General features: G+C 63.4%; 19 protein-coding genes. 1 reads left to right on the top strand and 18 read right to left on the bottom strand.

Features of this window, described 5'->3' with window-relative positions; all coding sequences use genetic code 11:
* Positions 1–57: 57 nt before the first annotated feature.
* The 12 genes from ileS to ftsW form a co-directional block, all read right to left on the bottom strand.
* A complete protein-coding gene (gene ileS, locus WBA38_RS00415) occupies positions 58–3,258 on the bottom strand; it encodes an isoleucine--tRNA ligase (protein ID WP_424296244.1) in 3,201 nt (1,066 codons plus the stop codon).
* Positions 3,259–3,607: 349 nt separating this feature from the next.
* A complete protein-coding gene (locus WBA38_RS00410; protein ID WP_424321791.1) occupies positions 3,608–4,426 on the bottom strand; it encodes a hypothetical protein in 819 nt (272 codons plus the stop codon).
* A 54-nt stretch (positions 4,427–4,480) separates the two neighbouring features.
* Entirely contained in the window at positions 4,481–5,293 is an 813-nt protein-coding gene (locus tag WBA38_RS00405; protein ID WP_424293658.1) for a DivIVA domain-containing protein, read from the bottom strand.
* 326 nt (positions 5,294–5,619) lie between these two features.
* The gene (locus WBA38_RS00400; RefSeq protein WP_424293659.1) at positions 5,620–5,919 is read right to left on the bottom strand and encodes a YggT family protein; all 300 of its coding nucleotides are present in this window, start codon (positions 5,917–5,919) and stop codon (positions 5,620–5,622) included.
* An 87-nt stretch (positions 5,920–6,006) separates the two neighbouring features.
* Positions 6,007–6,816 carry a cell division protein SepF gene (locus WBA38_RS00395; protein ID WP_424293660.1) on the bottom strand — a complete coding sequence of 270 codons (810 nt, stop codon included), beginning with the start codon at positions 6,814–6,816 and terminating at the stop codon, positions 6,007–6,009.
* A gap of 82 nt (positions 6,817–6,898) precedes the next feature.
* Complete coding sequence (locus WBA38_RS00390) at positions 6,899–7,660, bottom strand: YggS family pyridoxal phosphate-dependent enzyme (RefSeq protein WP_424293661.1); 762 nt, start codon at positions 7,658–7,660, stop codon at positions 6,899–6,901.
* Entirely contained in the window at positions 7,657–8,388 is a 732-nt protein-coding gene (gene pgeF, locus WBA38_RS00385) for a peptidoglycan editing factor PgeF (RefSeq protein WP_424293662.1), read from the bottom strand. Before pgeF ends, WBA38_RS00390 begins: the two co-directional genes overlap by 4 nt.
* Before the next feature lie 49 nt (positions 8,389–8,437).
* Positions 8,438–9,604, bottom strand: a complete 1,167-nt coding sequence (gene ftsZ / locus WBA38_RS00380) for a cell division protein FtsZ (RefSeq protein ID WP_424293663.1) — start codon at positions 9,602–9,604, stop codon at positions 8,438–8,440.
* Between the two features lie 216 nt (positions 9,605–9,820).
* Entirely contained in the window at positions 9,821–10,579 is a 759-nt protein-coding gene (locus WBA38_RS00375) for a cell division protein FtsQ/DivIB (protein ID WP_424293664.1), read from the bottom strand.
* The gene (gene murC, locus WBA38_RS00370; protein WP_424321790.1) at positions 10,576–12,054 is read right to left on the bottom strand and encodes a UDP-N-acetylmuramate--L-alanine ligase; all 1,479 of its coding nucleotides are present in this window, start codon (positions 12,052–12,054) and stop codon (positions 10,576–10,578) included. Before murC ends, WBA38_RS00375 begins: the two co-directional genes overlap by 4 nt.
* A complete protein-coding gene (gene murG / locus WBA38_RS00365; protein WP_424293666.1) occupies positions 12,051–13,223 on the bottom strand; it encodes an undecaprenyldiphospho-muramoylpentapeptide beta-N-acetylglucosaminyltransferase in 1,173 nt (390 codons plus the stop codon). Before murG ends, murC begins: the two co-directional genes overlap by 4 nt.
* Positions 13,202–14,701, bottom strand: coding sequence for a putative lipid II flippase FtsW (gene ftsW / locus WBA38_RS00360; protein WP_424293667.1), 1,500 nt, complete (start codon positions 14,699–14,701; stop codon positions 13,202–13,204). The genes murG and ftsW overlap by 22 nt, the downstream gene beginning before the upstream one ends.
* A 37-nt stretch (positions 14,702–14,738) precedes the next feature.
* Between ftsW and WBA38_RS00355 the strand changes: the two genes are divergently transcribed.
* Entirely contained in the window at positions 14,739–15,083 is a 345-nt protein-coding gene (locus WBA38_RS00355; protein WP_424321789.1) for a hypothetical protein, read from the top strand.
* 324 nt (positions 15,084–15,407) lie between these two features.
* Here the strand turns inward: WBA38_RS00355 and mraY are convergent, their stop codons facing one another.
* From mraY to mraZ, 6 genes are all read right to left on the bottom strand, one after another.
* Complete coding sequence (mraY, locus tag WBA38_RS00350; protein WP_424293669.1) at positions 15,408–16,499, bottom strand: phospho-N-acetylmuramoyl-pentapeptide-transferase; 1,092 nt, start codon at positions 16,497–16,499, stop codon at positions 15,408–15,410.
* A gap of 65 nt (positions 16,500–16,564) precedes the next feature.
* A complete protein-coding gene (locus WBA38_RS00345; protein WP_424293673.1) occupies positions 16,565–18,694 on the bottom strand; it encodes a UDP-N-acetylmuramoyl-L-alanyl-D-glutamate--2,6-diaminopimelate ligase in 2,130 nt (709 codons plus the stop codon).
* Between the two features lie 115 nt (positions 18,695–18,809).
* Positions 18,810–20,720: a peptidoglycan D,D-transpeptidase FtsI family protein gene (locus WBA38_RS00340; protein WP_424293670.1), complete on the bottom strand. Its 1,911-nt coding sequence runs from the start codon at positions 20,718–20,720 to the stop codon at positions 18,810–18,812.
* Positions 20,721–20,742: 22 nt separating this feature from the next.
* Positions 20,743–21,564 (bottom strand): hypothetical protein, encoded by an 822-nt coding sequence (locus WBA38_RS00335; protein WP_424293671.1) that lies wholly within the window; start codon positions 21,562–21,564, stop codon positions 20,743–20,745.
* The gene (rsmH, locus tag WBA38_RS00330; RefSeq protein WP_424293674.1) at positions 21,561–22,532 is read right to left on the bottom strand and encodes a 16S rRNA (cytosine(1402)-N(4))-methyltransferase RsmH; all 972 of its coding nucleotides are present in this window, start codon (positions 22,530–22,532) and stop codon (positions 21,561–21,563) included. Before rsmH ends, WBA38_RS00335 begins: the two co-directional genes overlap by 4 nt.
* 313 nt (positions 22,533–22,845) lie before the next feature.
* Positions 22,846–23,283 carry a division/cell wall cluster transcriptional repressor MraZ gene (gene mraZ / locus WBA38_RS00325; protein WP_424293672.1) on the bottom strand — a complete coding sequence of 146 codons (438 nt, stop codon included), beginning with the start codon at positions 23,281–23,283 and terminating at the stop codon, positions 22,846–22,848.
* Positions 23,284–23,673: the final 390 nt, after the last annotated feature.

The raw sequence follows: 23,673 nt of genomic DNA, 5'->3' as shown, positions 1-23,673 counted from the left end.
GACGTGTAGCGGGAATCAACGCATCATGCGGGAACGGCGGGCGCGGAGCGCTCGGGGCTAGTCGGTAGCCTTGGCCAGATCGACGCTGACGCCGTGACTGAGTTCAGTCGAGGCGGGGGCACCGGTTTCGACGGTGAACGACGTCGCCAACACTTCACCGGCGATCAAAGCGGCGTGTGTCTGTGCGGTATCGAGGCAATCCTCCGGGACCACCATGCGCACCGAGATGCGGTCGGAGATCTCCAAACCGAAGTTTCGTCGCGCATCCTGCAGTTCACGGATCCGGTCCTTGGCCCATCCCTCGGCCTCCAGTTCCGGAGTCACCTCAGTATTCAAGACGACGAGGCCGACGCCACCGGGCATCTCCGCCGTCGAATCCGGTGCCACCGCAACCAGTTTCCGGGAGAACTCCTCCCCCTTCAGCTCGATGCCATCGGCGACCACGGTCTGCTCGCCGGTCTCGGCATCAACACCAAACTCCCAATTGCCGGACTTCACGGCCTTGATGACCCGCTGCACGTCCTTACCGATGCGCGGACCGGCCGCACGAGCGTTCACCGCCACCTCGACACGACCAACCGAGTCGACGTCGTCGGAGAGGACCACGTTCTTAACGTTCATTTCCTCGGCGATCAGGTCGACATACGGTGCCATGAGCGCCGCCTTCGGCGAGGCGACCGTCAACTCCGACAGCGGCAGTCGCACGCGCAGTTGGTTTGCCTTGCGGACACTCGACGCGACCGAACACACTTCCTGAACCTGGTCCATCGCACCAACGAGATCCGGGTCCGCCGGCAGTTCTTCGGCCGTCGGCCAATCCGTCAGGTGCACCGAACGCTCACCGGTCAGCCCACGCCACATAGCTTCGGTCGCCAACGGCAGCAATGGTGCTGCCAGACGCCCGGCCACCTCAAGCACGGTGTACAAGGTATCGAAGGCGTCCGGATCTACGTCCTGACCAGCCCAGAAGCGTGCACGCGAGCGTCGCACATACCAGTTGGTCAGAGATTCGCAGAACTCCCGGAACGATTCGCAGGCACCGGCGATGTCGTAAACGTCGAGGGCATCGGTCATCTCGTCACGCGTCACGGCGAGCTTCGCCAGGATGTACCGATCGAGAATCGACGTTGAATCGGTCCGCCACGTGGCCGGACGGTCCGCGTACAACTGCAAGAAGCTGTAGGCATTCCACATCGGCAGCAGTGCCTGACGCACACCTTCGCGGATACCGCGTTCGGTGACCACCAGGTTGCCGCCACGCAAGATCGGGCTCGCCATCAGGAACCACCGCATCGCATCCGAGCCGTCACGATCGAAGACCTCGTTGACGTCCGGGTAGTTGCGCTTCGACTTGCTCATCTTTTGACCGTCGTCGCCGAGGACGATGCCGTGCGCGGCGACCGTCCGGACAGCTGGCCGATCGAAGAGTGCAGTCGCCAGCACGTGCAGGTTGTAGAACCATCCGCGTGTCTGACCGTTGTATTCGACGATGAAGTCACCCGGATTGTGGGCGACCTCGCCCGTAGCCGGGTTGCCGTCGAACCAGTCGGTGTTCTCGAAAGGATAGTGGACCTGCGCGAACGGCATGGAACCCGACTCAAACCAGCAGTCCAACACCTCGGGGACACGACGCATTGTCGACTTGCCTGTCGGATCGTCCGGGTTTGGGCGCGTCAGCTCGTCGATGAACGGTCGGTGCATATCGTCGGGCCGGGCTCCGAAATCCTGTTCCAGCTGATCGAGGCTGCCGTAGACGTCAACGCGCGGGTATTCGGGGTTGTCCGAGACCCACACGGGGATCGGCGCACCCCAGTAGCGGTTGCGGCTGATGTTCCAGTCGCGCGCACCCTCAAGCCACTTGCCAAACTGGCCGTCGCGGATATGCGATGGCGACCACGTCATCTGCTGGTTGAGTTCCAGCATCCGCTCCTTGATCTGAGTGACGGCGACGAACCACGACGGAACCGCCATGTAGATCAGGGGCTGACCCGACCGCCACGAGTGCGGGTACGAGTGCTCGATCGTCTCGTGTCGCAGGATCCGCCCGGCGGCCTTGAGGTCCTTGATGATCGCCGGGTTGGCATCGAAGACCATCTGCCCCTGGTACGGCGGAACCATCTCGGTGAAGCGGCCACCCGGGTCGAGTGGCTGAACCACCTCGATGCCGTTGGCGGTCGCAACATCCATATCCTCTTCACCGAAAGCCGGCGCCAAGTGCACAACGCCGGTTCCGCTGTCGGTCGTCACGTAGTCGGCAAGCAGGACTTGGTGACCGTTTTCGTGTCCGAGGAAGAAGTCAAACGGCGGCTGGTACGACAGTCCCGCCAGGTCACTGCCCTGGTAAGTCGCGACGGGTTCCACGTCGCCGAGTTCCTTCGCGTACGCCCCGACGAGTGCGGTCGCCAGTAGGTACTCCCGACCGTTTTCGGCCCGCACATGCGAGTATTCGGTGGTGGGGTGCACGGCGATCGCTAAGTTCGACGGCAGCGTCCACGGAGTGGTCGTCCAGATCAGCGCGTTGACGCCGTCGAGCGGGCTGCCCGGTACCGACAGCGGCATCGTGACGGTGACGGCTGGGTCCTGCCGCATGCGGTAGGCGTCGTCCAGCTTGGACTCCTGGTTACTCAACGGCGTTTGCTCATACCAGGAGTACGGCAGGACGCGGTAGCCCTGGTACACGAGACCCTTGTCGTACAGGCTCTTGAACGCCCACATCACCGACTCCATGAAATCCACGTCGAGGGTTTTGTAGTCGTTGTCAAAGTCGACCCAGCGTGCCTGGCGGGTCACGTAGTCGCGCCACTCGCCCGTGTACCGGAGCACCGAGTCGCGGCAGTAGGCGTTGAACTTGTCGACGCCCATCTTTTCGATCTCCGACTTGTCGGTGATCCCCAACTGCCGCTCTGCTTCGAGTTCTGCGGGCAAACCGTGCGTGTCCCAACCAAATCGGCGCTCGACCTTCTTACCGCGCATGGTCTGGTACCGCGGCACGACGTCTTTGACGTAGCCAGTGAGGAGGTGCCCGTAGTGCGGCAGTCCGTTGGCGAAGGGAGGACCGTCGTAGAAAACAAACTCTTCGGCACCCTCGCGGTTCGCGATCGATGCTTTGAAGGTGTCGTCGGTGTCCCAGTACGACAGGACGGTCTCTTCGACCTTCGGGAATGACGGCGCACCCCGCCCGGTGCCGTCGGTCAAGTCGACGATCGGGTAGGCACGGCCTGTTGCGTTCTCTACTGGATCTGGGTGGTGGTCGCTCACGCGCTACTCCTCGTGCCTGGTGCGTGCTGATGTTCTTCAGCTCTGTCGGCACGGGGACGCCTGGCCCAGACCCGGTGTGGGTCAGTGGCTGCGCGCGGTACCACCCCGCTTGCATGCCCTGCTGGACATGCCTCTCATTGGACGGCTGTGTCGGGCCGAACCCGCCCGGTTCTACTGAGATCGGCAACCGCGGTTGCGTGATCGGTTCTTCCGGGAGCTCGCCGGTGATAGCCGGGTCAACGCTGTCGAGATTCTGTTTCGATTGTTGATTGTACTGCAACCACGATGTGCCCCTGTCAAGCGATTGCGCCCCCGGGATATTCCCGGGGGCGCAATCGCTACGAGGTGCTTAGCCCTGGTTGTTGGGTGGGTTCGTCGTCGACGGGTCTTCCCACACAAACTGCATTGCGGGCAGATCCGGGTCCGAAGACCGCACGACGATGTCGTCGGTCGGATCGTCCGCGAGCCGTCGGCGTCCGACATACTGGTCCGGAATCGTCGGGTGCGGTCCGCTGATCGGGTCCTGAACGGCGGGTTGCTGACCCGACTCGGATCCGACTGGCGGTCCGGGCGTAAATCGCGGTGCGGCCGGTGCGGGTGCTTGCGGCACCACCGGAGCGGCAGCAGTTGCTGGCGGTTGCACCGGGAAAGATCCGGTCGACCGCAGGTAGTCGTTCACGTCACCGCCGCCCGGATTGCTTTCGGTCGTGTCGGGATCCATCAGATTTGGGCCGGTGGGTGTGCCGTCACCGAGCACTTGCTCGTCAGCGGGGACCACGACCGATCCGAGACCATCAGACTGACCGATCCGTGGATAGCCGGGATCCCGGGAATATCCGGACTGCGGGTTTTCGGTATCGGCCTCATCGAAGCCGTTGTCGCCAGCGTCGTCAGCGAGGTCATCACCGGCGACATCGTCTTCGGCGAGGCTGGCCTCCAGCGGTTCTTCGCGAGCCACGGATTCCCGCCCGCGAATGGTGAAGAGTGGATCGTCGTCGACGTTGCCGTGTCCGCGCCGGTTGGCGCGGATGGTGTCGACGAGCAGGAGGATCAAGCCCACGACGCAGACCGCTACACAGGCGATTGCCAATCCAAGATTGGCAGTCACCAGTGCGACCACGAGCAGGGCGAAACCGACGAGGGTGGCCGCCAATGCAATGCTCAGCATGTCACCCTCGTCGGATCGGTGTAGGAATTCATTTTCACGTCGAGTTTAGCCCGGTTAGCCCTGCGGGTAACCGCTCTCGGGCGCGTACCCGGCCTGACCATTTTCCGGCGCATACCCGGCTTGACCGTTCTCGACGGGCGCGGCACTACCGCGCTGCTGCAGTTCTTCGAGCTGCGATTCGAGGTAGGTCTTGAGTCGGGTGCGGTATTCGCGCTCGAAGGTCTTGAGCTGCTCGATACGACCTTCCAGCACCGAACGCTGCTGGTTGATCGTGGTCATGATTTCGGTGTGCTTCTGCTCCGCATCGCGCTGCAGGAAGTCGGCGCGTTCCTGTGCCTGACGCACCTGCGTCTCCGCGCGGGTCTGTGCGTCGGCCAGCAGCGCTTCGCTCCGCTGACGAGCATCGGCAAGCGTGGCGTCGGCGTTGGCCTGCGCTTCGCTGACCATCGCGTCCGAGCGATTGCGAGCCTCAGACATCATGCTTTCGGCTTCACCGCGGGCGGTACCGGTGACCCGGTCTGCGGTGTCCTGCGCCAAGGCGAGGACGCGTGCTGCACGAATACTGGCTTCTTCGTCGGGCATGGCGGGCGCAGCGACCGGCTCCGGGGCCGGAGGCGCAGCCTGAGGCTCGGGCACTGCCGCGAACGCTTGGGTGTGTCCGCCCGCAGCGTTGGCGCGTGCATCTGCGAGCTCGGTCTCGAGTTCGCTAACGCGCTGCCGCAGATCCGCGTTCTCGTCGATCAGACGTGCGAGTTCAGCTTCAGCGAAGTCGAGGAACTGATCGACTTCATCTTCGTTGTAACCGCGCTTACCGATCGGCGGTTTGCTGAACGCGACGTTATGCACATCAGCTGGTGTGAGCCGCATTTCGCCTCTCCCCTTGGTGATTTCCGCGTGCCGTTCCCGACACGTCGTATTCTGTCGCGGTCAGAGAGGAAACCGTGCCGCCCAAACAAGCACGAACACGTCCCAATCTTTATCGCATTTCTATTAATACCAGTACCACTGCGTAACTAGCGTGTCATCTTGTCACTTCAGGACCAAGTAGTGTTTCCTCCCCGCGTCCTGTTCGCAATCAAATCTAGGCCAAATCGTCGAAATCGTTCGTTCGGAGGCAACTAGCCGTGTCGAACAGCCAACTTGGCCATCTTTGACCCTCACCAGCGACATCACCTTAATGACAATAAGGTGATTTACGAGACGCTGCGAGCAAACCCGCCGACGACGTTCATCAGGATCATCATCACAATCATCACGATCATCAATGACAAATCCAGTCTCACTGGCCCCAGGGACAGTGGCGGAATCAGCTTGCGGAGCAGCTTCACCGGCGGATCGGTGACCGTAAAGATCACTTCAATCACCACCACCGCGGCCCCGGACGGGCGCCAGCGGTGCGCAAACGACTGCACCATCTCGATGACGAACCGACTCAGCATCAGCACGACGTAACAGAACAGTGCCAGGTACAAGATCCACAGAAAGGTACTCACTACACAAGAGTGCCTGATCTACCCGGAATGCGCCGCGCCGCCCCGGTAATCCGGAGCGGCGCAGCAAGGAAGCATGCTGGAAAGAGGTCAGGACGGGCTGTAGAAGCCGCTCTCTGCGATTCGGCGACGCTCCTCGGGCGAGACATCGACGCCGACGGGCGAAAGCAGGAAGACCTTAGTCGCGACCTTGTCGAACGAGCCGCGCAGCGCGAAGACCAGGCCGGCGGCGAAGTCAACGAGACGCTTAGCTTCGTCGTTGCTCATGTCGGCGAGATCAATAATGACTGGGCTACCGTCGCGGAACCGCTCGCCGATGGTGCGCGCCTCGGAGTAGTCGCTGGGACGGAGCGTCGAGATCTTCTTCATCACACTCTCCGACTGGGGATCGAGATCGGTTTGCGAATCAAGCGCGACCGCGTTGGCACCGCGGACGGATACGTTCGACGATCGGTTGAGCGGCGCGAGGCGTCGAACCGAGTCGGGCTCAGATGCTCGCCGACTGCCGACGTAAGGACGATCAGTCTCGACGCGCGGGGAAAATCCGCGCTCGTCGCCCGAACGGATGAATTCCGATTCACGGTACGACGATTCACGGAACCGCTGCTCAGCCTCGCCGCGAACCCGAGCGTCTCGGTAACCCTGCTCCCGGTAGTCGTGCTCCCGAAATTCTGGCTCACGGAACTCTGACTCGCGGTAGTCGCGGTCAGCGTCCTCGCGGAACGCGCCGTTGCCGTAATAGGCGTCGTCGCGGGTGGCATCGCTGCGGTACTTGTCCATGTAGGCGCGCTCTCGCGCCGACAAAGCTTGCTGATCTTCAGGATCGGCCAGGTAGTCGTCCTCGAACTCGCTCGGAGGCACCATGCCGAAATATGCCTTGAACTTCTGCATCGTCGTCATTACGAGCCTTCCTGAACGGTCCTGCGATTGGTGTGTTTAGTGCTACGCCTGATGGCCAGTGGTTCTGTTGTGACCAGTGTGACTAAAGCGAGAGTATCGGCCGCGGGCCCATGATTGCGGTTCCGACACGCACACATGTGGATCCGTGCGCAATAGCTGATTCCATGTCGCCACTCATCCCCGCCGACAACTCGACGGCACCGGGATAGCGGCGCACAAAGTCAGAATGGATATGTGCGAGCCGTGACATCGCAGCGTCGGGCTCCATGCCGAGCGGTGCAATCAGCATGAGTCCGTCCAAACGCAACGATGACGGACAGGCAAGAACTCGGTCGGCAGCAGCGGCCAACTCAACGGCGGGCAGACCGCCCCGACCCGGATCGCCGTCCAAGCTGACCTGCAACAAGACGCCGAGAGCCGTGCTGCGCTCACCCGCGTCAAGCGCGCGCGTCGCCGCACCATCAAAGGCTTCGACCAATTTGAGCGAGTCCACTGAATGGACGCGGCGCGCCCACCGAGCTACGGACCCGGCCTTCTTGCGCTGCACGCTCCCGATCATGTCGGTCGTGAAGGAAATGTCACTCCGCTCGGCGCGAACCGCAGCCACTTTCCGACTGGCCTCGGGCTCGCGCGACTCACCAAATTCCCGTTCCCCTAAATCGATCAGTCGCACGACATCATCGGCGGGAAAGTATTTTGTGACGACGAGCAGTTCTACCTCGTCCGCCTCGCGGCCCGCTGCTTCCGCCGCCGCGGCAATACGCTCCCGCGTGCGAACCAGAGCGTTTTTCAGGTCTTGCGTGCGCGGATCGTCGGCGCCTTCGGCGGCTGACCGCACGGTCATTTCCGCGCCTCGGAGGTATCCATCCAAATCACGGACGCCATGCGCCCTGTCGGAGCCCCGCGTCGGTGGCTAAAAAGCATCGGGTCGCCAATGGTCTCGCGCGGATCCATTGCTACCCCGGAAACGCCAGCCTCGAGGAGTTGCCTTCGAATGCCTGCGCGCAGATCGAGACCCGTGGTGCCCTTCTTGGTGCGACTCATACTGCCTGGCAGATGCTTTTCCACATCGGCGGCCATGGCTGGCGGAACTTCGTAGCGGTCGCCGCCGGCAGCAGGTCCAAGGAAGGCCCCAATCCGGTCCATCCGCGCACCGAGTTGGACCATGGTTCGCAGCGCCGCGGGCACAATGCCGACGCGTGCGCCCACCCGACCGGCGTGAACCGCGGCAATTACCCCGGCTTCCTCATCGCTGAGCAGCACAGGGACGCAATCCGCGGTCAAAACCGCGAGGACCAAATCCTTCTGGTTGGTCACCAGTCCGTCCGTGGCGGGCACAGGTTCGGCGACCGGACCATCGACGACGGTGATCGTTCGAGTGTGGAGTTGCTCCATCCACACCACCCGCTCCGGCGCGACGCCGAGGCCCTGCGCCAGGCGGTCCCGATTTGCGGCTACCGCCGTCGGATCGTCACCGACGTGATCGCCAAGATTAAAGGAATCATAGGGCGCGACAGACACGCCTCCGGCGCGCGAGGTGACCGCGCGCCGGATTTTGAAAGGCTTTTCCACTGGTTAAGTACGTTCTCCGCTTAAGTACGTTCTCCGCTGCTGTGCCGGCTCACTTCATGAAATCGGGAACGTCGACGTCATCGTCGTCGAGGCGGATCGCATTGCGACGCGGCGCGGGTTCACTGAACGGATTGGCCTGGTTGCTGTCCCGATTAAACAGCGGGTCGTTGACACTGGGCCGTGAGGTTTCACCAGCGGTCGCATTGCTGATGTTGGCGTTGCTCGCGGCGGCGTGCTGTCCGACCGGCGGCGCGGCCTTCTGCGACGACCCGGAGTTGTCGAAGCCGGCAGCGATAACAGTCACGCGGACTTCGTCGCCGAGATTGTCGTCAATGACGGTGCCGAAAATGATGTTGGCGTCTTCGTGTGCGGCTTCCTGAACCTGCGACGCCGCGTCGTTGATCTCGAAGAGGCCCAGATCGCTGCCGCCCGCGATTGACAGCAGCACGCCGCGCGCGCCCTCCATCGACGCTTCCAGAAGCGGCGAATTGATGGCCGACTCGGCGGCCTTGCGTGCACGACCTTCGCCGCGTGCGGCGCCGATGCCCATCAGCGCGCTGCCAGCGTCGCTCATGACGCCCTTAACGTCGGCAAAGTCGACGTTGATCAGGCCGGGTGTGGTGATGAGGTCGGTGATGCCCTGCACACCATTTAGCAAGACTTCATCGGCGCTGCGGAAGGCGTCCATGAGGCTGACCTGTGCGTCACCGAGGTGCAGCAGGCGGTCGTTCGGGATCACGATCAGGGTGTCGCACGATTCGCGGAGTGAGGCGATTCCGGCCTCGGCCTGGTTTCCGCGGCGCTTGCCCTCGAAGGAGAACGGACGCGTCACCACACCGACGGTCAGTGCGCCCAGTTTGCGGGCAATCGCCGCAACGACGGGAGCGCCACCGGTGCCGGTGCCACCACCCTCCCCGGCGGTAACGAAGACCATGTCAGCTCCCTTGAGGAGTTCCTCGATCTCGTCCTTGGCATCTTCCGCGGCCATCCGTCCCACATCGGGGTTGGCACCCGCGCCGAGGCCACGGGTCGAGTCCCGACCGATGTCGAGTTTCACGTCGGCATCGGAGATCAGCAGCGCTTGTGCGTCGGTGTTGATCGCAATGAACTCAACACCCTTCAAACCCTGCTCGATCATGCGGTTGACAGCGTTGACGCCGCCGCCGCCGATGCCGACGACTTTGATGACGGCCAAGTAATTGTGGGGTGGCGTCATGATGCCTTCCTAGTTCGAACGATTGACCCTAAAGCTCAACCATAGGGTTATAGTTATGTCAAGTACTTGTGTTGAGTCAGACGCTATTGACCCCGACGCCACGGTGCCAGTAGGCGCTCGGCGTGTCGCGAAATCAGTGCGTTAATTCATGTTGAAGCCACAGATTTCTACTCGAATCGAGCAACCCGAGGTCTCACCCGCGCCTCCGCCGGACGGTCAACGCACGGACGCGTACTCCGGACTTGACACGTTGTACTCCGTGCCGTCGACCATCACCAAATGCCGGAATGCCTCTGCTTTGTCGTTGGTGCGTTCAGCGTCGCCCCATTTGACCGTCTTGCCACTGCGCAGCTTTAGCGTCACATCGGAAGGCGAATCTGCAGACACGGTGACCACTTTCGACCCGAGCCACGCGGGTAACTCGCGGACGACGGCCAGTACGGCCAGGGTCGTCGGATTTGCCGGACCGGGATCGTCCATTTGAAGTTCCGGGAGGCCACGGAACTGCTTCGGCAATGCCTTCGCGGATTCGAAAGTCAGATAGACCACGCCGAGCCGATCCATGACACCAATCTTGCCCTGATTCGGCACGGTCACGACGGGTGTCCGCTCAGTGACGGCGATGGTCAGCGTCGACGGATAGTTCCGGACCACGTGAACCGATTCCACGGCGGGCAGCAAGGCCACCCGCTCGGCAATAGCTGCCGTATCAACCTGTAGGAGCGGCTGCCCCATCGTCACTTGCGCCGCAGCGAGGACCTCTTGCGACGGCACCGTCGTGGCACCGGTGACCTCTACATTCCGGGCCGAAATGAGCGGCGTGAAGTACGCGGCAGCGACCAGTCCGCCGACTACCGCAATCAGCGCGACGAGCGCCGCGACCAACCGCCACCGGCTCCGGAATCCGCCAGCCTCCGGGGATGGCTCTCTGACCTGAGCGTGGTTGGCCTGCCGCTTGCTCTCTCGCCTGCTCATCGAGCGCGCGACTCCTCCAGAGCGTCCAGGATTGCTGGCGCTTGCACGGTGATGTCGCCCGCGCCGATCAGCAGGACCAGGTCACCTCGCCGTGCACGACGAGCCACCGCATCGGCAATTCCAGACACGCCGGGCACAAACTCCGCCGGAGCCGTGACCTGGTCACTGATCAGCGCACCGGTCACACCCGGTTGCGGATCCTCGCGGGCACCATAGACATCGGCAACGATGACCTCATCGGCCATCGAGAGGGCCTCGGCGAACTGCGTAGCAAATTCGACGGTGCGCGAGTACAGGTGAGGCTGGAAAACCGCGATGATGCGGCCCGACCCGGCAGCGACTACGCCGCGGGCCGCACTGAGCACTGCCCGGACCTCGGTCGGGTGGTGGGCATAGTCGTCGTACACGTCGATCTCACCGGATCGGCCACGCAGTTCAAATCGACGGTGCACCCCGCCAAAACTTTCGATGCCGTCGGCCGCAGCGTTCGCCTCCTGCCCCGCACGGACCGTCGCGATTAGCGCACCGAGCGCGTTGAGCGCCATGTGCCTGCCGGGCAGCGTCACCTCCAGCTTTCGGGTCAGCGACTCCTCGACGAGCGGTGCGTTCAGTTCGATCGTCACACTGCTACCGGCACCACGCGGGACGGCCGCGCGCAGCACCGCGACCATCGGGATGCCCGGCACCGTGAGATGGTCGTCGCTACCGTAGCCGAGGACCGTGACTCCGCGGGCGGTGACGGCCTCGACAGCGCGAGCACCAAGAGCGGCGGCGCCCGGGTCGTCGAGGCACAAGATCAAGGTGCCGCCGGGCTTGATTAGTTCAGTGAAGTTGTCGAAGACCTCAACGTAGGCGGCTTCGGATCCGAAGAAGTCCAGGTGATCTGCCTCGATGTTGGTGATCACCACGATGTCCGGCGTGTATTGCAGCAATGAACCATCGCTCTCGTCGGCTTCGGCGACAAAAACATCGCCGCTGCCGTGGTGGGCGTTGGTTCCCGATTCGTTGAGTTCACCGCCGATCGCGAACGACGGATCCGCGCCGCAATGCTGCAATGCCACGACCGTCATCGACGTCGTCGACGTCTTTCCGTGAGTCCCGGTAATCAGCACGGTCCGATGTCCCTGCATCAGCAAGGCGAGGACCTCTGGCCGATAGATCACCGGGATACCGCGCCTGCGGGCTTCGACCAATTCCGGGTTGTCGTCGGGCACTGCCGCGCGGGTCGTCACGACGACAGTTGGTCCCCCTTCGAGGAGATCGAGGGCTTCGGGCGCGTGACCGACGCGGACTTGCGCGCCACGGGTTCGCAACGCCAACACGCTGCGTGAGTCCTTGGCGTCGGACCCTGAGACGTCGCCGCCTCGCGCCAACAAGATGCGGGCGAGACCCGACATCCCCGCGCCGCCGATGCCGACCATGTGTACGCGCTGCAGTTCGGCGGGCAGCGGATTGTCGATTGCTGAGATTGTCATGTCCGGTTCCGTCCACGGTGTGCAGCGGCCGATTCGAGTGCTGCGGTGGCCACGGCGAGGGCCGCGTCGCGGTGCCCAAGGGTCGCGGTGGCCGCGTTCATGCTGGCAAGTCGGTCGGTGTCGGTGATCAGCGCGGGGATTTCGCGGCCCACCCACTCTGCGGTTACGAGGGAGTCGTCCACAATGATCGCTCCCCCGGCCTGCTCGGCGGGTACGGCGTTGAGTCGCTGTTCGCCGTTGCCGTGCGGCAGCGGCACGTAGACGGCGGGAAGCCCGGTCGCCGAAATCTCCGCCACGGTCATCGCACCCGACCGGCACATCACCAGATCAGCGGCCGCATAAGCCAGGTCCATCCGATTCAGATAGCTGACTCCCACATATGGCGGAGCACCGGGAGGAGAAACCGGTTCTATCGTGTTTTTGGGGCCGTAGGCGTGCAGGACGCCGATCCCTGCGGCCCCGAGCGCGTTCGCCGCCGGTGCCACGGCTTCGTTGAGTCGTTGCGCACCCTGCGATCCGCCGAACACCAGGAGGGTCGGTGCGTCCTGATCAAGGCCGAAAAACGTGCGGGCCGCAGCGCGGCTTTCGGCACGGTCAAGGTGAGTGATGGCCCCGCGGACCGGAATTCCGACGACGGTCGCGTCCGCGAGCCCCGAGCCGGGGACGGCCGCAAAAACCTTGTCGGCGAGCTTGGCGCCGACCTTATTGGCGATGCCAGCGCTGGCATTGGCCTCGTGCAGGATTACCGGTACTCGGTGTCCACCGCGGATATAGCTCCGCGCCGCCATATAGGCGGGCAGCGCCACGTAGCCGCCGAACCCGATCACCACATCGGCGTTAACGTCAGCAAAGACCTTGCGGGTGGCGGAGACGGACCGTGCGACGCGCCACGGAGTCTTCGCGAGTTCGACACCGAGCTTGCGAGGCAGCGGAACCGGCGGGATCAAGCGCAGGTCGTAGCCGCGTTCGGGCACGATAGTGGTCTCGAGGCCACGGTGCGTGCCGAGGGCCGTGATGCGTGCCGTCGGGTCGAGGTCCCTGATGGCATCGGCGACTGCCAGCGCGGGCTCAATGTGGCCCGCGGTGCCACCGCCGGCGACGACGACCGATAAACCCGAACCGCCCTCGCCCGACTGACTTTGCTTGCTCACCAGCGACCGTTCTCCCATTCACTTCGGCCGGTCCTGCGCGAACGGTCGCGCGGCGTCGAAGGTGTCGATTGTGGCCACGACCGACTCGATCGTGTCCGCCTAGCAGGATAGTGGATCTCACTCGACGTCGAACCGGGCGACCGTCGACCCCGCGGGGGCGCGACGTCCGCACGACCGCGTGGAACGGTCCCGCGAACCGGCGCCGGACGGCGAGTCCGTGACCGATTGCTGCCGCCACGGGTTGCCGCCTGTCGTTCTGGCCCCCGATAAGACTCGGGACGAGGCAGTCGCAGCCAGCGCGCCAGGCCCTTCGGCTGCGGGCCCATCATCGCCGCGATGGCTGCCGGCTCGTGCCGGGCGGCATTCGCGAGGAGTCCGAGCATCATCAGCATGGTCAACGCCGATGTGCCACCGTAGGAAAGGATCGGCAACTGGATACCGGTGACGGGCAAAATTCCCACGACGTAGCCGATGTTGATGAACGCTTGCACCAGAAACAACACGGTGATGGTCGCCGACATCAACCGCAAGAATGGGTCGACGGAACGCTGAGCGATCCGCATGCCGACGTAGCCCAGCAACAGGTATAGACCCACGACGATCAGGCCGCCGATCAAGCCGAGCTCCTCGCCAATGATCGCGAAAATGAAGTCGTTGTGCGCGTTGGGCAGATAATTCCACTTAGCCGTACTTTGCCCCAACCCCTTACCGAACAGGCCGCCATCGGCCAGCGCGAACTTGGCTTGGTTGGGCTGATAGTCGGCACCGAGCGGATCGGAACCACCGCCGAAGAAGCTCAGGATGCGCGTGGCACGGTACGACTCGGCGAATGCCAAGCCGATAAAGCCCACGACCAAAATCCCACCGAACGCCGCGAAGTACCGACCGGGTAGGCCGGCAAGCCACAGCAGGGTCATGACGATCATTCCGAGGATCATCGTCGTCGACTGGTTGGGCTCAATGATGACGAGGAAGGCCACAATTGCCGCGACCGGCACCAACGGGACCAACATCTCTTTGGTCGATGCGGTCCGCGGATCGCGGGTGGAGAGCACCGCCGCACCCCACATGCACAACGCTGCCTTCGCAAGTTCGGATGGCTGCAGGGTGAGTCCACCGAACGACAGCCAGCGGCGCGCACCGCCGCCTGCGACACCCAAACCCGGCACCATGACGAGGATCAACAAGACCACCGAGATCAGCAGAAAGGGCAGTGACATCTGCTGCAGAGTTCTGACGGGCATGCGCATCGCCAGGTAAAACAGCACGAGGCCGAGGCTCACGAACATCACCTGTGTGGTGAACATGCCGTAGGCCGACCCGTCTTTCGCATAGCCTTCGACGGCCGATGCGGACAACACCATCATGAGGCCGATGCCGACAAGGATCACCATGATGGAGACGATGAGGTGGAACGACGTTAGCGGCCGCGCCATGAGATTCCGGACACCGCTGACGAGAAACTTGGCGCCACCCTTGATATCGGATGCTCGCATCAATCGGAGTCGTCGCAGCGGATCGGGTGCGGCGGTTGTGCTCGCTCCAGAACTACTTGATACAGATCTCCGTGACCCAGAACTCTGTGACCCAGAACTCTGGGATCCGCCCCTCCCCGACTTGCGACGCACGTCGGACCGCTTCGCGCGTCCGGCCCGCGCCGACCGCGTGCGACGCTCTGCTGCGGGATTGTCGGTTGCGGCAGAAGTCGCCACCGAATCCCCTGCTGTCGAATCCCCTGCCGCCGAATCCCCAGCCGCCGGATCATTGGCGGTAGCGGTGTCTGCACCTGTTGGGGTCGAGACTGCCGGTGTCGAATCTGCGTCGACAGTCACTGCCCCGCTGTCGTCGCTGCCGGTGGGATCTGCGGACACTTGCTGATCGTCATTCATCGGATTGCGCGAGGTCGACGAGGGCACCTGATTTGCGCCAACTGCCATGCGGGCTTCACCGCCTGGCTCATCACCGCGTCCGTTGATCCGGTCGCGGAGACGGCTTGTGGTACTTCACCAATCCGCTGAGTCATCACAGACACATCGTCCCTTGTTAATACTGTGACTGTTGGGACTTGCGGGGCGTGTCGCACAATCGGCATGGAGAATTGATCCGGCTGTCAACGCCCATTGCGACGCTGCCCACATTTCGGGTCCGACCGGCGGGGAACCTACGCTGGAGCACATCCCAACCCGCCGAAAGCGACCGTAACTATCCGGCGTGCGAGATGAATTCGCCGTAGAACAGCGAGAGACCCAGCGCACACGAGATCGCAGTCAGCAGCCAGAACCTGATGATGACCGTGGTTTCGGCCCATCCACCGAGCTCAAAGTGATGATGGAACGGTGCCATGCGGAAGACTCGCTTACCGGTGGTCCGGAACACCAGAATCTGCACCACGACCGACACCATTTCGGCGACGAAGAGCGCACCGATAACGACCATCAGTAGTTCGGTACGGGTGGTCAGCGACAGTCCGGCAACAAGCCCGCCGAGGGCAAGCGACCCCGTGTCACCCATGAAGATCTTCGCGGGTGCGGCATTCCACCACAGGAACCCGAGGCAGGCGCCGCCCGCGGCGACAGCCACAATTGCCAAGTCGAGTGGGTCGCGAACGTTGTAGCAGCCGTTACCGTTCACGGCGGCGCCGCCGTCGCTGACACAGGCATTGCGGTACTGCCAGAACGTGATCAGGACGTAGGCACCCATCACCATCGCAGCTGACCCGGCGGCCAGTCCGTCGAGCCCATCGGTGAAGTTCACCGCGTTCGACCATGCCGCCACCACCAGCCAGCAGAACAGTACAAAGCCAACCGCTGTCAGCGAGATGACGTTGATGTCGCGGGTGTACGAGAGGTACTCGCTGGCGGGCGTGAGCCCATTCGAGTTCGGGAACTGCAGCAGCAGCACGCCGAAGATGATGGCGGCAACCATCTGCCCGATGGATTTCGCCGTCTTGTTGAGGCCGAGGTTGCGAGCTTTGTAAATCTTGATGAAGTCGTCGAGGAAGCCGACGGCCGCAAGTGCCGTGGCCAAGCCGAGGACAAGGAGCCCGGACGCCGAAGGTCCGCTGCCCTCATCGAAATATCCGAACAGGTGCGCACCGAGGTAGCCGAGCCACAGCGCCACCACGATCGCGACGCCACCCATTGATGGGGTGCCACGCTTGGCCTGGTGACTCTGCGGGCCCTCAACGCGGATCTCTTGGCCAAAGCCTTGACGCGAGAACAGCTTGATCAGTACGGGCGTCAGCAGGATCGATACCGCCAGCGAGATCGCGCCCGCGATCAGGATCTGGGTCACTGCATGTCCTCACTCATGGGAAATCTGTGAACAATGAATTTAGCGCGAAGGGTGCTCGCCATCGCTCAGCGGGTAACAACCTCGACGTTCAGCGAGGCCTCGCTCCGCCAGTAGTCCAGGAGCTTGTCGCCGAGTTCGCCTCCGGAAAGCAAAACGATATCCCCGGATGCCGGGGCGTCCAACGGATCGGTGCGCAGGTGGCTGACGGCGGCGTCGGAATCGGCGACCAGAATCGCCTCGTCGCCCCATGAGCCTTCCATCACCGCACCCTGATGCAGGGCACGCACCACGCGGGTCGTGTCGCCGACGGCCATCACCTTATCGACCGCGAGGCGGACGAGCTGCCGACCGAGGGCATCGTGATCGATGCATCGAACGTTTTCGTCGCGGCCGTCCAGGTCGGCGAATTCGCCAAGGATGGCCCAGGTTCGGTGCGCTGATTCGCCGCCGCGGTGGGCACTGCCGACCCCCGTGTCAGCAGCCAGGCCGACGAGTTCGCGAACCAGTCGTCGTGCTTCGTCGATGCCGGCTTTGGGATCGGCCACGAGCACCCGCAACGTGCGCTGCTCTCGTGCCTCAATGAGTTCACCGACGACAAGTCGGTCGTCGAAGGGATGCTTCACGCCGTTGATCTCCTGCCCGGTTTCGTGGCCTTTGCCCGCGACCAGCACGATGTCGCCGGGCTGAGCCCAGTCGACGGCTGCCGCAATGGCGGTGCGCCGATCGCCAATTTCACGGATCTCCGCGGCAGTCGCCGGATCCACCTCGCGGGCACCAGCGACGACGGCAGCGCGAATCGCTGCCGGTTGCTCCGACCGCGGATTGTCGTCGGTCACGATTACCAGGTCCGCGCCCCGCGCGGCAGCCGCCCCCATCAAGGGACGCTTTTCGGTGTCGCGGTCCCCACCGGCCCCCAGCACGACCGCGAGTCGCCCGGCGCCTTCGTGCCCACGAAGAGTCGCGAGGACAGCCTCGACGGCGGCTGGCTTATGCGCGTAGTCGACGACGGCCAAGAAGTCCTGCCCGCGATCGACCTTCTCGAGCCGACCGGGCACGGCAACTTGCGCCAGGCCGGCGATCGCCACCCCGGTGTCTGCACCAGCCGCGGTCGCCAGCGCGACCGCCAGCAGCGCATTCGCCACGTTGTAGGCACCGGGCAGCGGAACCGTCATCTCAAGCTCACGGCCGTCGGGGGTGGCGATCCGAACTGTCTGCGATCCCGCGTCGGCGCTAACCGGACCGAGCACCGACCACGTCGTGGCCCCTGACGTTGACCCCCTGCTCGTTGACACCCTGCTCGTTGACCCCCTGCTCGTCGACACAGTGGTCGCCGGTTCCGCGTCCGCCGAGGCGACCTCTGCCATCCGCATGCCCCAGTCGTCATCGACGCAGATCACCGACCGGTGGGCCCGGACTGGCGACCCGCTCGCGAAGAGGCGCGCCTTAGCGTCGAAGTATTCGTCCATCGTGTGGTGATAGTCGAGGTGGTCTTGCGAAAGGTTCGTGAACCCGCCGACCGCAAAGTCGGTGCCGTCTACGCGACCGAGCGACAATGCGTGGCTTGAAACTTCCATGACAACGGTGTCGACTCCGCGCTCCGCCATCACGGCGAAGAGTCGTTGCAGGTCCGGGGCTTCCGGCGTGGTCAGCGAACTTGGGACCACGGTACCGTCGACCCGGATTTCCACAGTCCCAACGAGGCCTACGGTGCGGCCAGCGGCACGTAGCGCGGCCTCGGTCAGATAGGCGGTGGTGGTCTTCCCTGAAGTTCCGGTGATCCCGATTAGCGTCAGCCGCGAGGACGGATCGCCGTAGATCTGTGAGGACACCTGACCAAGGACGGCTCGTGGGTTGTCGCTGACCAGAACCGACAGCCCGTCAAGCGCTCGATCACCGCGAATGGTCGTCAACCCCGCCTCATCGGTGAGAACCGCCCCGGCTCCGGCCGCGAGCGCTTGGCTGGCGTAGTTGGCACCGTGCGTGCGGTCGCCTGGCAGTGCCGCGAACAGGTAGCCGGGTCCGGCTTCCTGTGCGCGGAGGGTGGCTCCCGAGACGTCAACGTCCGGGCCGTCGAGTCGCAAGTCCAACTTCGAGGCAAGCCCGCTCAGCGGCACCGGTCGAACATTGGTCGGTCGGATGGGGCCGTCCGGGTTTTTCCGGTTCACGTCGTCGTGCCCGGACCCGGATTCCACCACATCGTTAACCACAGTCTGTAGACCTCCGGGCAAGTTGTTTTCCAAGCTAACGGGCGTTTGGCGTTCGACCGCCGGTCACGCCGCTATGAATCTACCGTGGATCACCTTGGCGGGCTTACGCCACTAGACGAAGGAACGGGGTCGGGCGATCGGAAAACGGAACCTGGTCGTGGCGAAGCAGCCACGATCCGATCGTGCCGAACAGTGGCGCGGCCGACTGTCCGCCACTGCCGTCGGAACTGCGGACCGGATTGTCCATCATGATCCCGATAACGAAACGCGGGTTGTCCGCAGGTGCGATCCCCGCAAACGTGATGTTGTAGCTCGACTTGGAGTAGCAGTTACAGGACGGATCGACCTGCTGCGCCGTACCCGTCTTACCCGACGTTTGGTAGCCGGGGATAGCACCTGACGAACCCGTGCCGTTCTGGTCGCTATTATTCGGGTCCTTCTGCATGACCGCGCGGAACATGTCGCGGACCGTCGTTGCCGTTGCCGGGCTCACGACGCGGATCGACTCCGGCTCGCTGACGCCTGTCACGCCGTCATCTTCCGGCGCAATAATCCGCGGTTGAATGCGGACGCCGTCGTTGGCGATCGCCTGGTACATCGACGTCATTTGAAGCAACGTCGTCGACAGGCCCTGTCCGATTGGCAAGTTCGCGAAGGAACCGCCGGACCACTGACTCAGTGCAGGCACCGCGCCACCGGACTCAGCGGGCAGGCCGACTCCGGTCCGCTGGCCCAACCCAAAGCGCCCGAGCATTTCAGCGAAGCGCCGCTCCCCGACTTTCTGGGCCAGCATCAGAGTCCCGACGTTCGAGGACTTTCCAAAAATTCCGGTGGTCGTATAGGGAGCTGTTCCGTGTGTCCAAGCATCGTTGACGGTGATGCCCGACATCCGGATAGAGCCCGGTACTTGGTGCACTTCCTGCGGCGTTGTGATCCCATATTCGATCGCTGCAGCCGCGGTCACGATTTTGTTCACCGAGCCTGGCTCAAACGGCGAGGTCACCGACCGGTTGCCGCGGTCACCATCGGAATCGGGGCGCGACGGATCGAAGGTGCTGTCGTTGGCCATGGCGAGCACCTGGCCGGTCTTCACGTCTTGCACGACAGCCGAAACGTTGTGCGCGCCGGAGAGTTGCTTGGCCAAATTCACTTGGCTTTGCACGTACCACTGAAGATCGGAGTCGATGGTGAGATGGATTGTTGGTCCGTTTACTGCCGGGTGCACATTGCGCTTGCTTCCCGGGATCACCGCGCCATCTCGCCCGCGGTCAAACGTCTCAGTGCCGTTCGTCCCCGCGAGGATCGAATCGAGCGATGATTCGAGGCCGCCGCTGCCGTTGCCGTCGAAGTTGACGCCGCCAATGATGTTCGCCGCGAGCGAGCCGCCCGGGTATAACCGGTTACTTTGCCGTTCGGCACCGACCTCCGGGAACTCGTCTTGGATTTTCTTCGTCACGTCCAGCGACACCAGGCTCGCCAAGTAGACGAAATCTTTGTCCGACTTTAGTTTCGTCAGGATCTCATCGGCGGGAATGCTGCCGCCCAGCGCCGACGACACTCCGGTCGCGATCTGGTTGAGCCTGGTATCAACGTCGGGCACGCCGGGGTCGCTCTTGTGCGCTTCGCTTATCTGTTTGCGCACGGCTTTCGGTTGGAAGGTCAGTTTGCGCGCGTCATCTGTGTGGGCCAGGGGCCGACCGTCGCGGTCAACGATGCTGCCGCGGACGGCAGCCAACTCTTGCGTCACCGATCGCTGTTCGGACGCCTGGGCCGCGATCGAGTCAGCGGCGATCACGTGCACGTACAACATGCGACCGGAGATGAGCAGGGCAATGACTACGATGAATGCCGCCAGCATCCGTTGTCGCCCAACGAACTTCGATGCCCCACCCGCGGAGGCATCGAAGGCGCGAGGAGGTTTGGGTGGCGGCGTGCCGGGACCATTTCCTGATACTCCAGAGCTACGGCCACCCGACCTCGGCTCGCTAGCGCGGGGTGAACGGGTTCGGGTCATGATTTATCGATTGTCCCTCGCGCTAGCGTGCGGGTGCGGTATTGCCGCGCGGCGTGGCGGGGCCCGTCGGGAGAACGTTGGTGTTCTGACTCACGCGCGAACGGCTGTCCGGACGGGCAGGCTTCGGGTTGGCGGTTGGTGCGGGAGCGACCGACGGTCGCGGATTGGGCGCCGGGGTCGACGTCGCGGGCGCTTCATTCGACGGTGCTGCCGGCGCAGGCACCTGAGGTTGCGGCGCAGGTGCGGGGTCGGCCGTTGAACCGGGTGCCTGGTCTCCACCGAGTCCAACGGAGTCATCGACCTTGTTCTTATCAATCTTGTCGACTGGGTCGGGTGTCGGATTTAGGTCAGGCAGGGCTTTACCCGTCGCTGCTGCCGGAGTTCCGCGCAGACGGGCCTTGCCGTCCGGTCCGACAATGATCTCGGCCGCATTCGCGGCGGGCACCATTCCTTGGCGCGCGGCCGCAGCGGCCAAGGCCGGAGCCTGATCACCAGCGTCGACGTCAGCTTTGAGGGCGTCGTGCCGAGCCTGGAGTTCCTGATTCTCGCTGCGCAGCGCATCGATGGCGTACGAGTCCTGTGCGGCCTTAGTCGTAAGAAAGAGCGTGAGGGCAAGCGCACCAAGCACCAAAGCGAGGATCGGTACCACGATTGGCATACCTGCGATTCGGCGTCCGGTGATGGGGAGTTTGCTCCCGCCCCCCTCACGACGGGTCCGACGATCGAGCGCCCGCTGTGCAGCCTTCGACCGCGAGGCGCGATCGCTGACTGCCGTGCCGGTGCCACGTCGTCGACTGCCCCCTTCACGAGTAGCGGAGTCCGTGCGCGGTGCCAAGATCGTCACAGTGCTTTCCCTCCGACGCCGGTGGTGAATCTGCCTTCAGCAATTCGTTCGATCGCTCGGATACGAACCGGGGCCGAACGCGGGTTCGCTTCTCGCTCTTGTTCATTGGCCTGTTCCGCGCCGCGAGTGATCAACGAGAACCGCGGCGCAGTTCCCGGCAGATCCACCGGGAGCCCGGCCGGCGTGGTGTTAGCAACCGCGCGAGCGAAGTCGCGCTTCACAATCCTGTCCTCGAGCGACTGGTAACTCATGACGGCGAGCCGACCACCTACGCTGAGCACGTCGAGTGACGCGGGAATCACGCCGCGCAACGAATCAAGCTCATGGTTGACCTCGATCCGCAAGGCTTGAAAGGTCCGCTTGGCCGGGTGTCCCCCGGTGCGTCGTGTTGCCGCCGGAATCGTGGCGTACAGCAACTCCACGAGTCGACCACTGTTGGTGAAAGGCTCTATGGCGCGTTCACGGAGCACGGCGGATGCGATCTTGCCTGCGAAGCGTTCTTCGCCGTACTCGCTGAGGATCCGTGCGAGGGCACCGTGGTCGTAGGTGTTAAGGATGTCGGCAGCGGTCAGGGTGTCGTCCGGATTCATCCGCATGTCCAACGGCGCGTCGACCGAGTACGCGAAACCGCGACCTGCTTGATCGAGTTGCATCGACGAAACGCCCAGATCGAGAAGGATGCCGTCAACGGCAGCCCGGCCCGTCGCGGCTACCACCTCGGCAATCTCGTCGTACCGGTTGTGGTGGAATTCGACGCGGCCACCGAAGCGACCGAGCCGCTCCGATGCCGATTCGATGGCGTAGGTGTCACGGTCGATCGCAACCACGTGAAGCCCAGCTAGCCGCTCGAGAAAGTATTCTGTGTGGCCACCGGCACCAAGGGTCCCATCGACCAGGACAGCACCGGTTCCATCGGACGACGCGCGGGTGAGTGCGGGCTCGAGCAGTGCGAACATCCGATCGGCCATCACTGGAACGTGACCGTGTTCGCCTTGCTGTGCGTTCACCTGCTGCCCTCCCTGCCGCTGTGACCGTGCCTTGAGTCGATGCTGTCGTGCTGCGCGTCCCCCCGAACCGCGCGGATAACCATTGCCTGCTATCAGAAAATTTTGTTGATCGACTTTGCGATCAAGGTCGGAGAAAACAGTGCGATGAGGCGGGGTCCCCGCCCGAGGCGAACCTGGCGTTGGGGAAGTACGTCAGGGTCATCATCGGGCCGAGGCCTCGACTCACCGCAGGTGCGTAATCACCGATATTTAGTTGAGCTGTAGCGCTTCCCACTTAGAGGATTGCGTTCAACGCTTCCGACCCTGCGGCCGAGAACGCTTCCTCGTGCGCGGCCTGGTATTCGCGCCAGCTTGGTGCGTCCCAGATCTCGAGGTGGTCGTACGAGCCGATGACCACGCATTCCTTTGTGAGCCCCGCATAGGCTCGGTGCTCGGCCGAGAGGTTCACTCGCCCCTGGCCATCCACTCGCTGCTCGTCAGCTCCGGCGAAGAAGTACCGCACGAACGCACGAGCTTCCGGATCGTTTCGCGAGGCCGTCATTGCCCGATCGGCAATGGCGTCGAATTCTTCAGTTCGGTACACCGACAAGCTGCGGTCTTGGCTTCGTGTGACCATGACCCCTCCTGCCAGTGCATCGCGGAACTTTGCGGGCAACGTGAGCCGCCCTTTGTCATCGAGCTTGGGCGTGTAGGTGCCGACAAAACGAGCCATGTCGACGCCTCCTCACCCTCCAAGTTCGGAGGATTCCGGTGTCCCCCTCGCTCAGTGATGCCCATATTACCCCACTTTCCACCACATTCCACCCTCGACACCCACTCGTCGCCCACCCGCTCATAGACCTGCAGGTCACGGGGTATACAGCCCAGCAAACTCTCAGGAAACTCGCCGACCATTCCGGCGTGTCTTCCGTGATTGATGGTTCAAAAAGAGACTAAACGGGCTGCTGAGGTCTACATTTTGCCGATCGTGGGGCGAAGTGGGGAACTCCGGTGGGGCGAAGTGGGGGCACACTTGCACCGCCGCGGTCGGGATAGCAGTCGACCGCCAGATTGATCCCCGAGACCCACGACGACATAAGACAGAAAAACCAGTGGGGCCGCC

It is taken from the genome of Gordonia sp. (in: high G+C Gram-positive bacteria), from assembly GCF_049647785.1.
In the GTDB taxonomy this organism is placed as follows: Bacteria; Actinomycetota; Actinomycetes; order Mycobacteriales; family Mycobacteriaceae; genus Gordonia.
Note: the sequence above shows the minus strand (reverse complement) of the source record. Positions and strands in the feature narration are given on the sequence as shown.

Coding starts and splice junctions, on each gene's coding strand:
- WBA38_RS00410 (WP_424321791.1), bottom strand. CDS start 4,426: ATGCTGAGCATTGCATTGGCGGCCACCCTCGTCGGTTTCGCCCTGCTC.
- WBA38_RS00405 (WP_424293658.1), bottom strand. CDS start 5,293: ATGCGGCTCACACCAGCTGATGTGCATAACGTCGCGTTCAGCAAACCG.
- WBA38_RS00395 (WP_424293660.1), bottom strand. CDS start 6,816: ATGACGACGATGCAGAAGTTCAAGGCATATTTCGGCATGGTGCCTCCG.
- WBA38_RS00390 (WP_424293661.1), bottom strand. CDS start 7,660: ATGACCGTGCGGTCAGCCGCCGAAGGCGCCGACGATCCGCGCACGCAA.
- ftsZ (WP_424293663.1), bottom strand. CDS start 9,604: ATGACGCCACCCCACAATTACTTGGCCGTCATCAAAGTCGTCGGCATC.
- WBA38_RS00375 (WP_424293664.1), bottom strand. CDS start 10,579: ATGAGCAGGCGAGAGAGCAAGCGGCAGGCCAACCACGCTCAGGTCAGA.
- murC (WP_424321790.1), bottom strand. CDS start 12,054: ATGACAATCTCAGCAATCGACAATCCGCTGCCCGCCGAACTGCAGCGC.
- murG (WP_424293666.1), bottom strand. CDS start 13,223: ATGGGAGAACGGTCGCTGGTGAGCAAGCAAAGTCAGTCGGGCGAGGGC.
- ftsW (WP_424293667.1), bottom strand. CDS start 14,701: ATGCGAGCATCCGATATCAAGGGTGGCGCCAAGTTTCTCGTCAGCGGT.
- WBA38_RS00340 (WP_424293670.1), bottom strand. CDS start 20,720: ATGACCCGAACCCGTTCACCCCGCGCTAGCGAGCCGAGGTCGGGTGGC.
- rsmH (WP_424293674.1), bottom strand. CDS start 22,532: ATGGCCGATCGGATGTTCGCACTGCTCGAGCCCGCACTCACCCGCGCG.
- mraZ (WP_424293672.1), bottom strand. CDS start 23,283: ATGGCTCGTTTTGTCGGCACCTACACGCCCAAGCTCGATGACAAAGGG.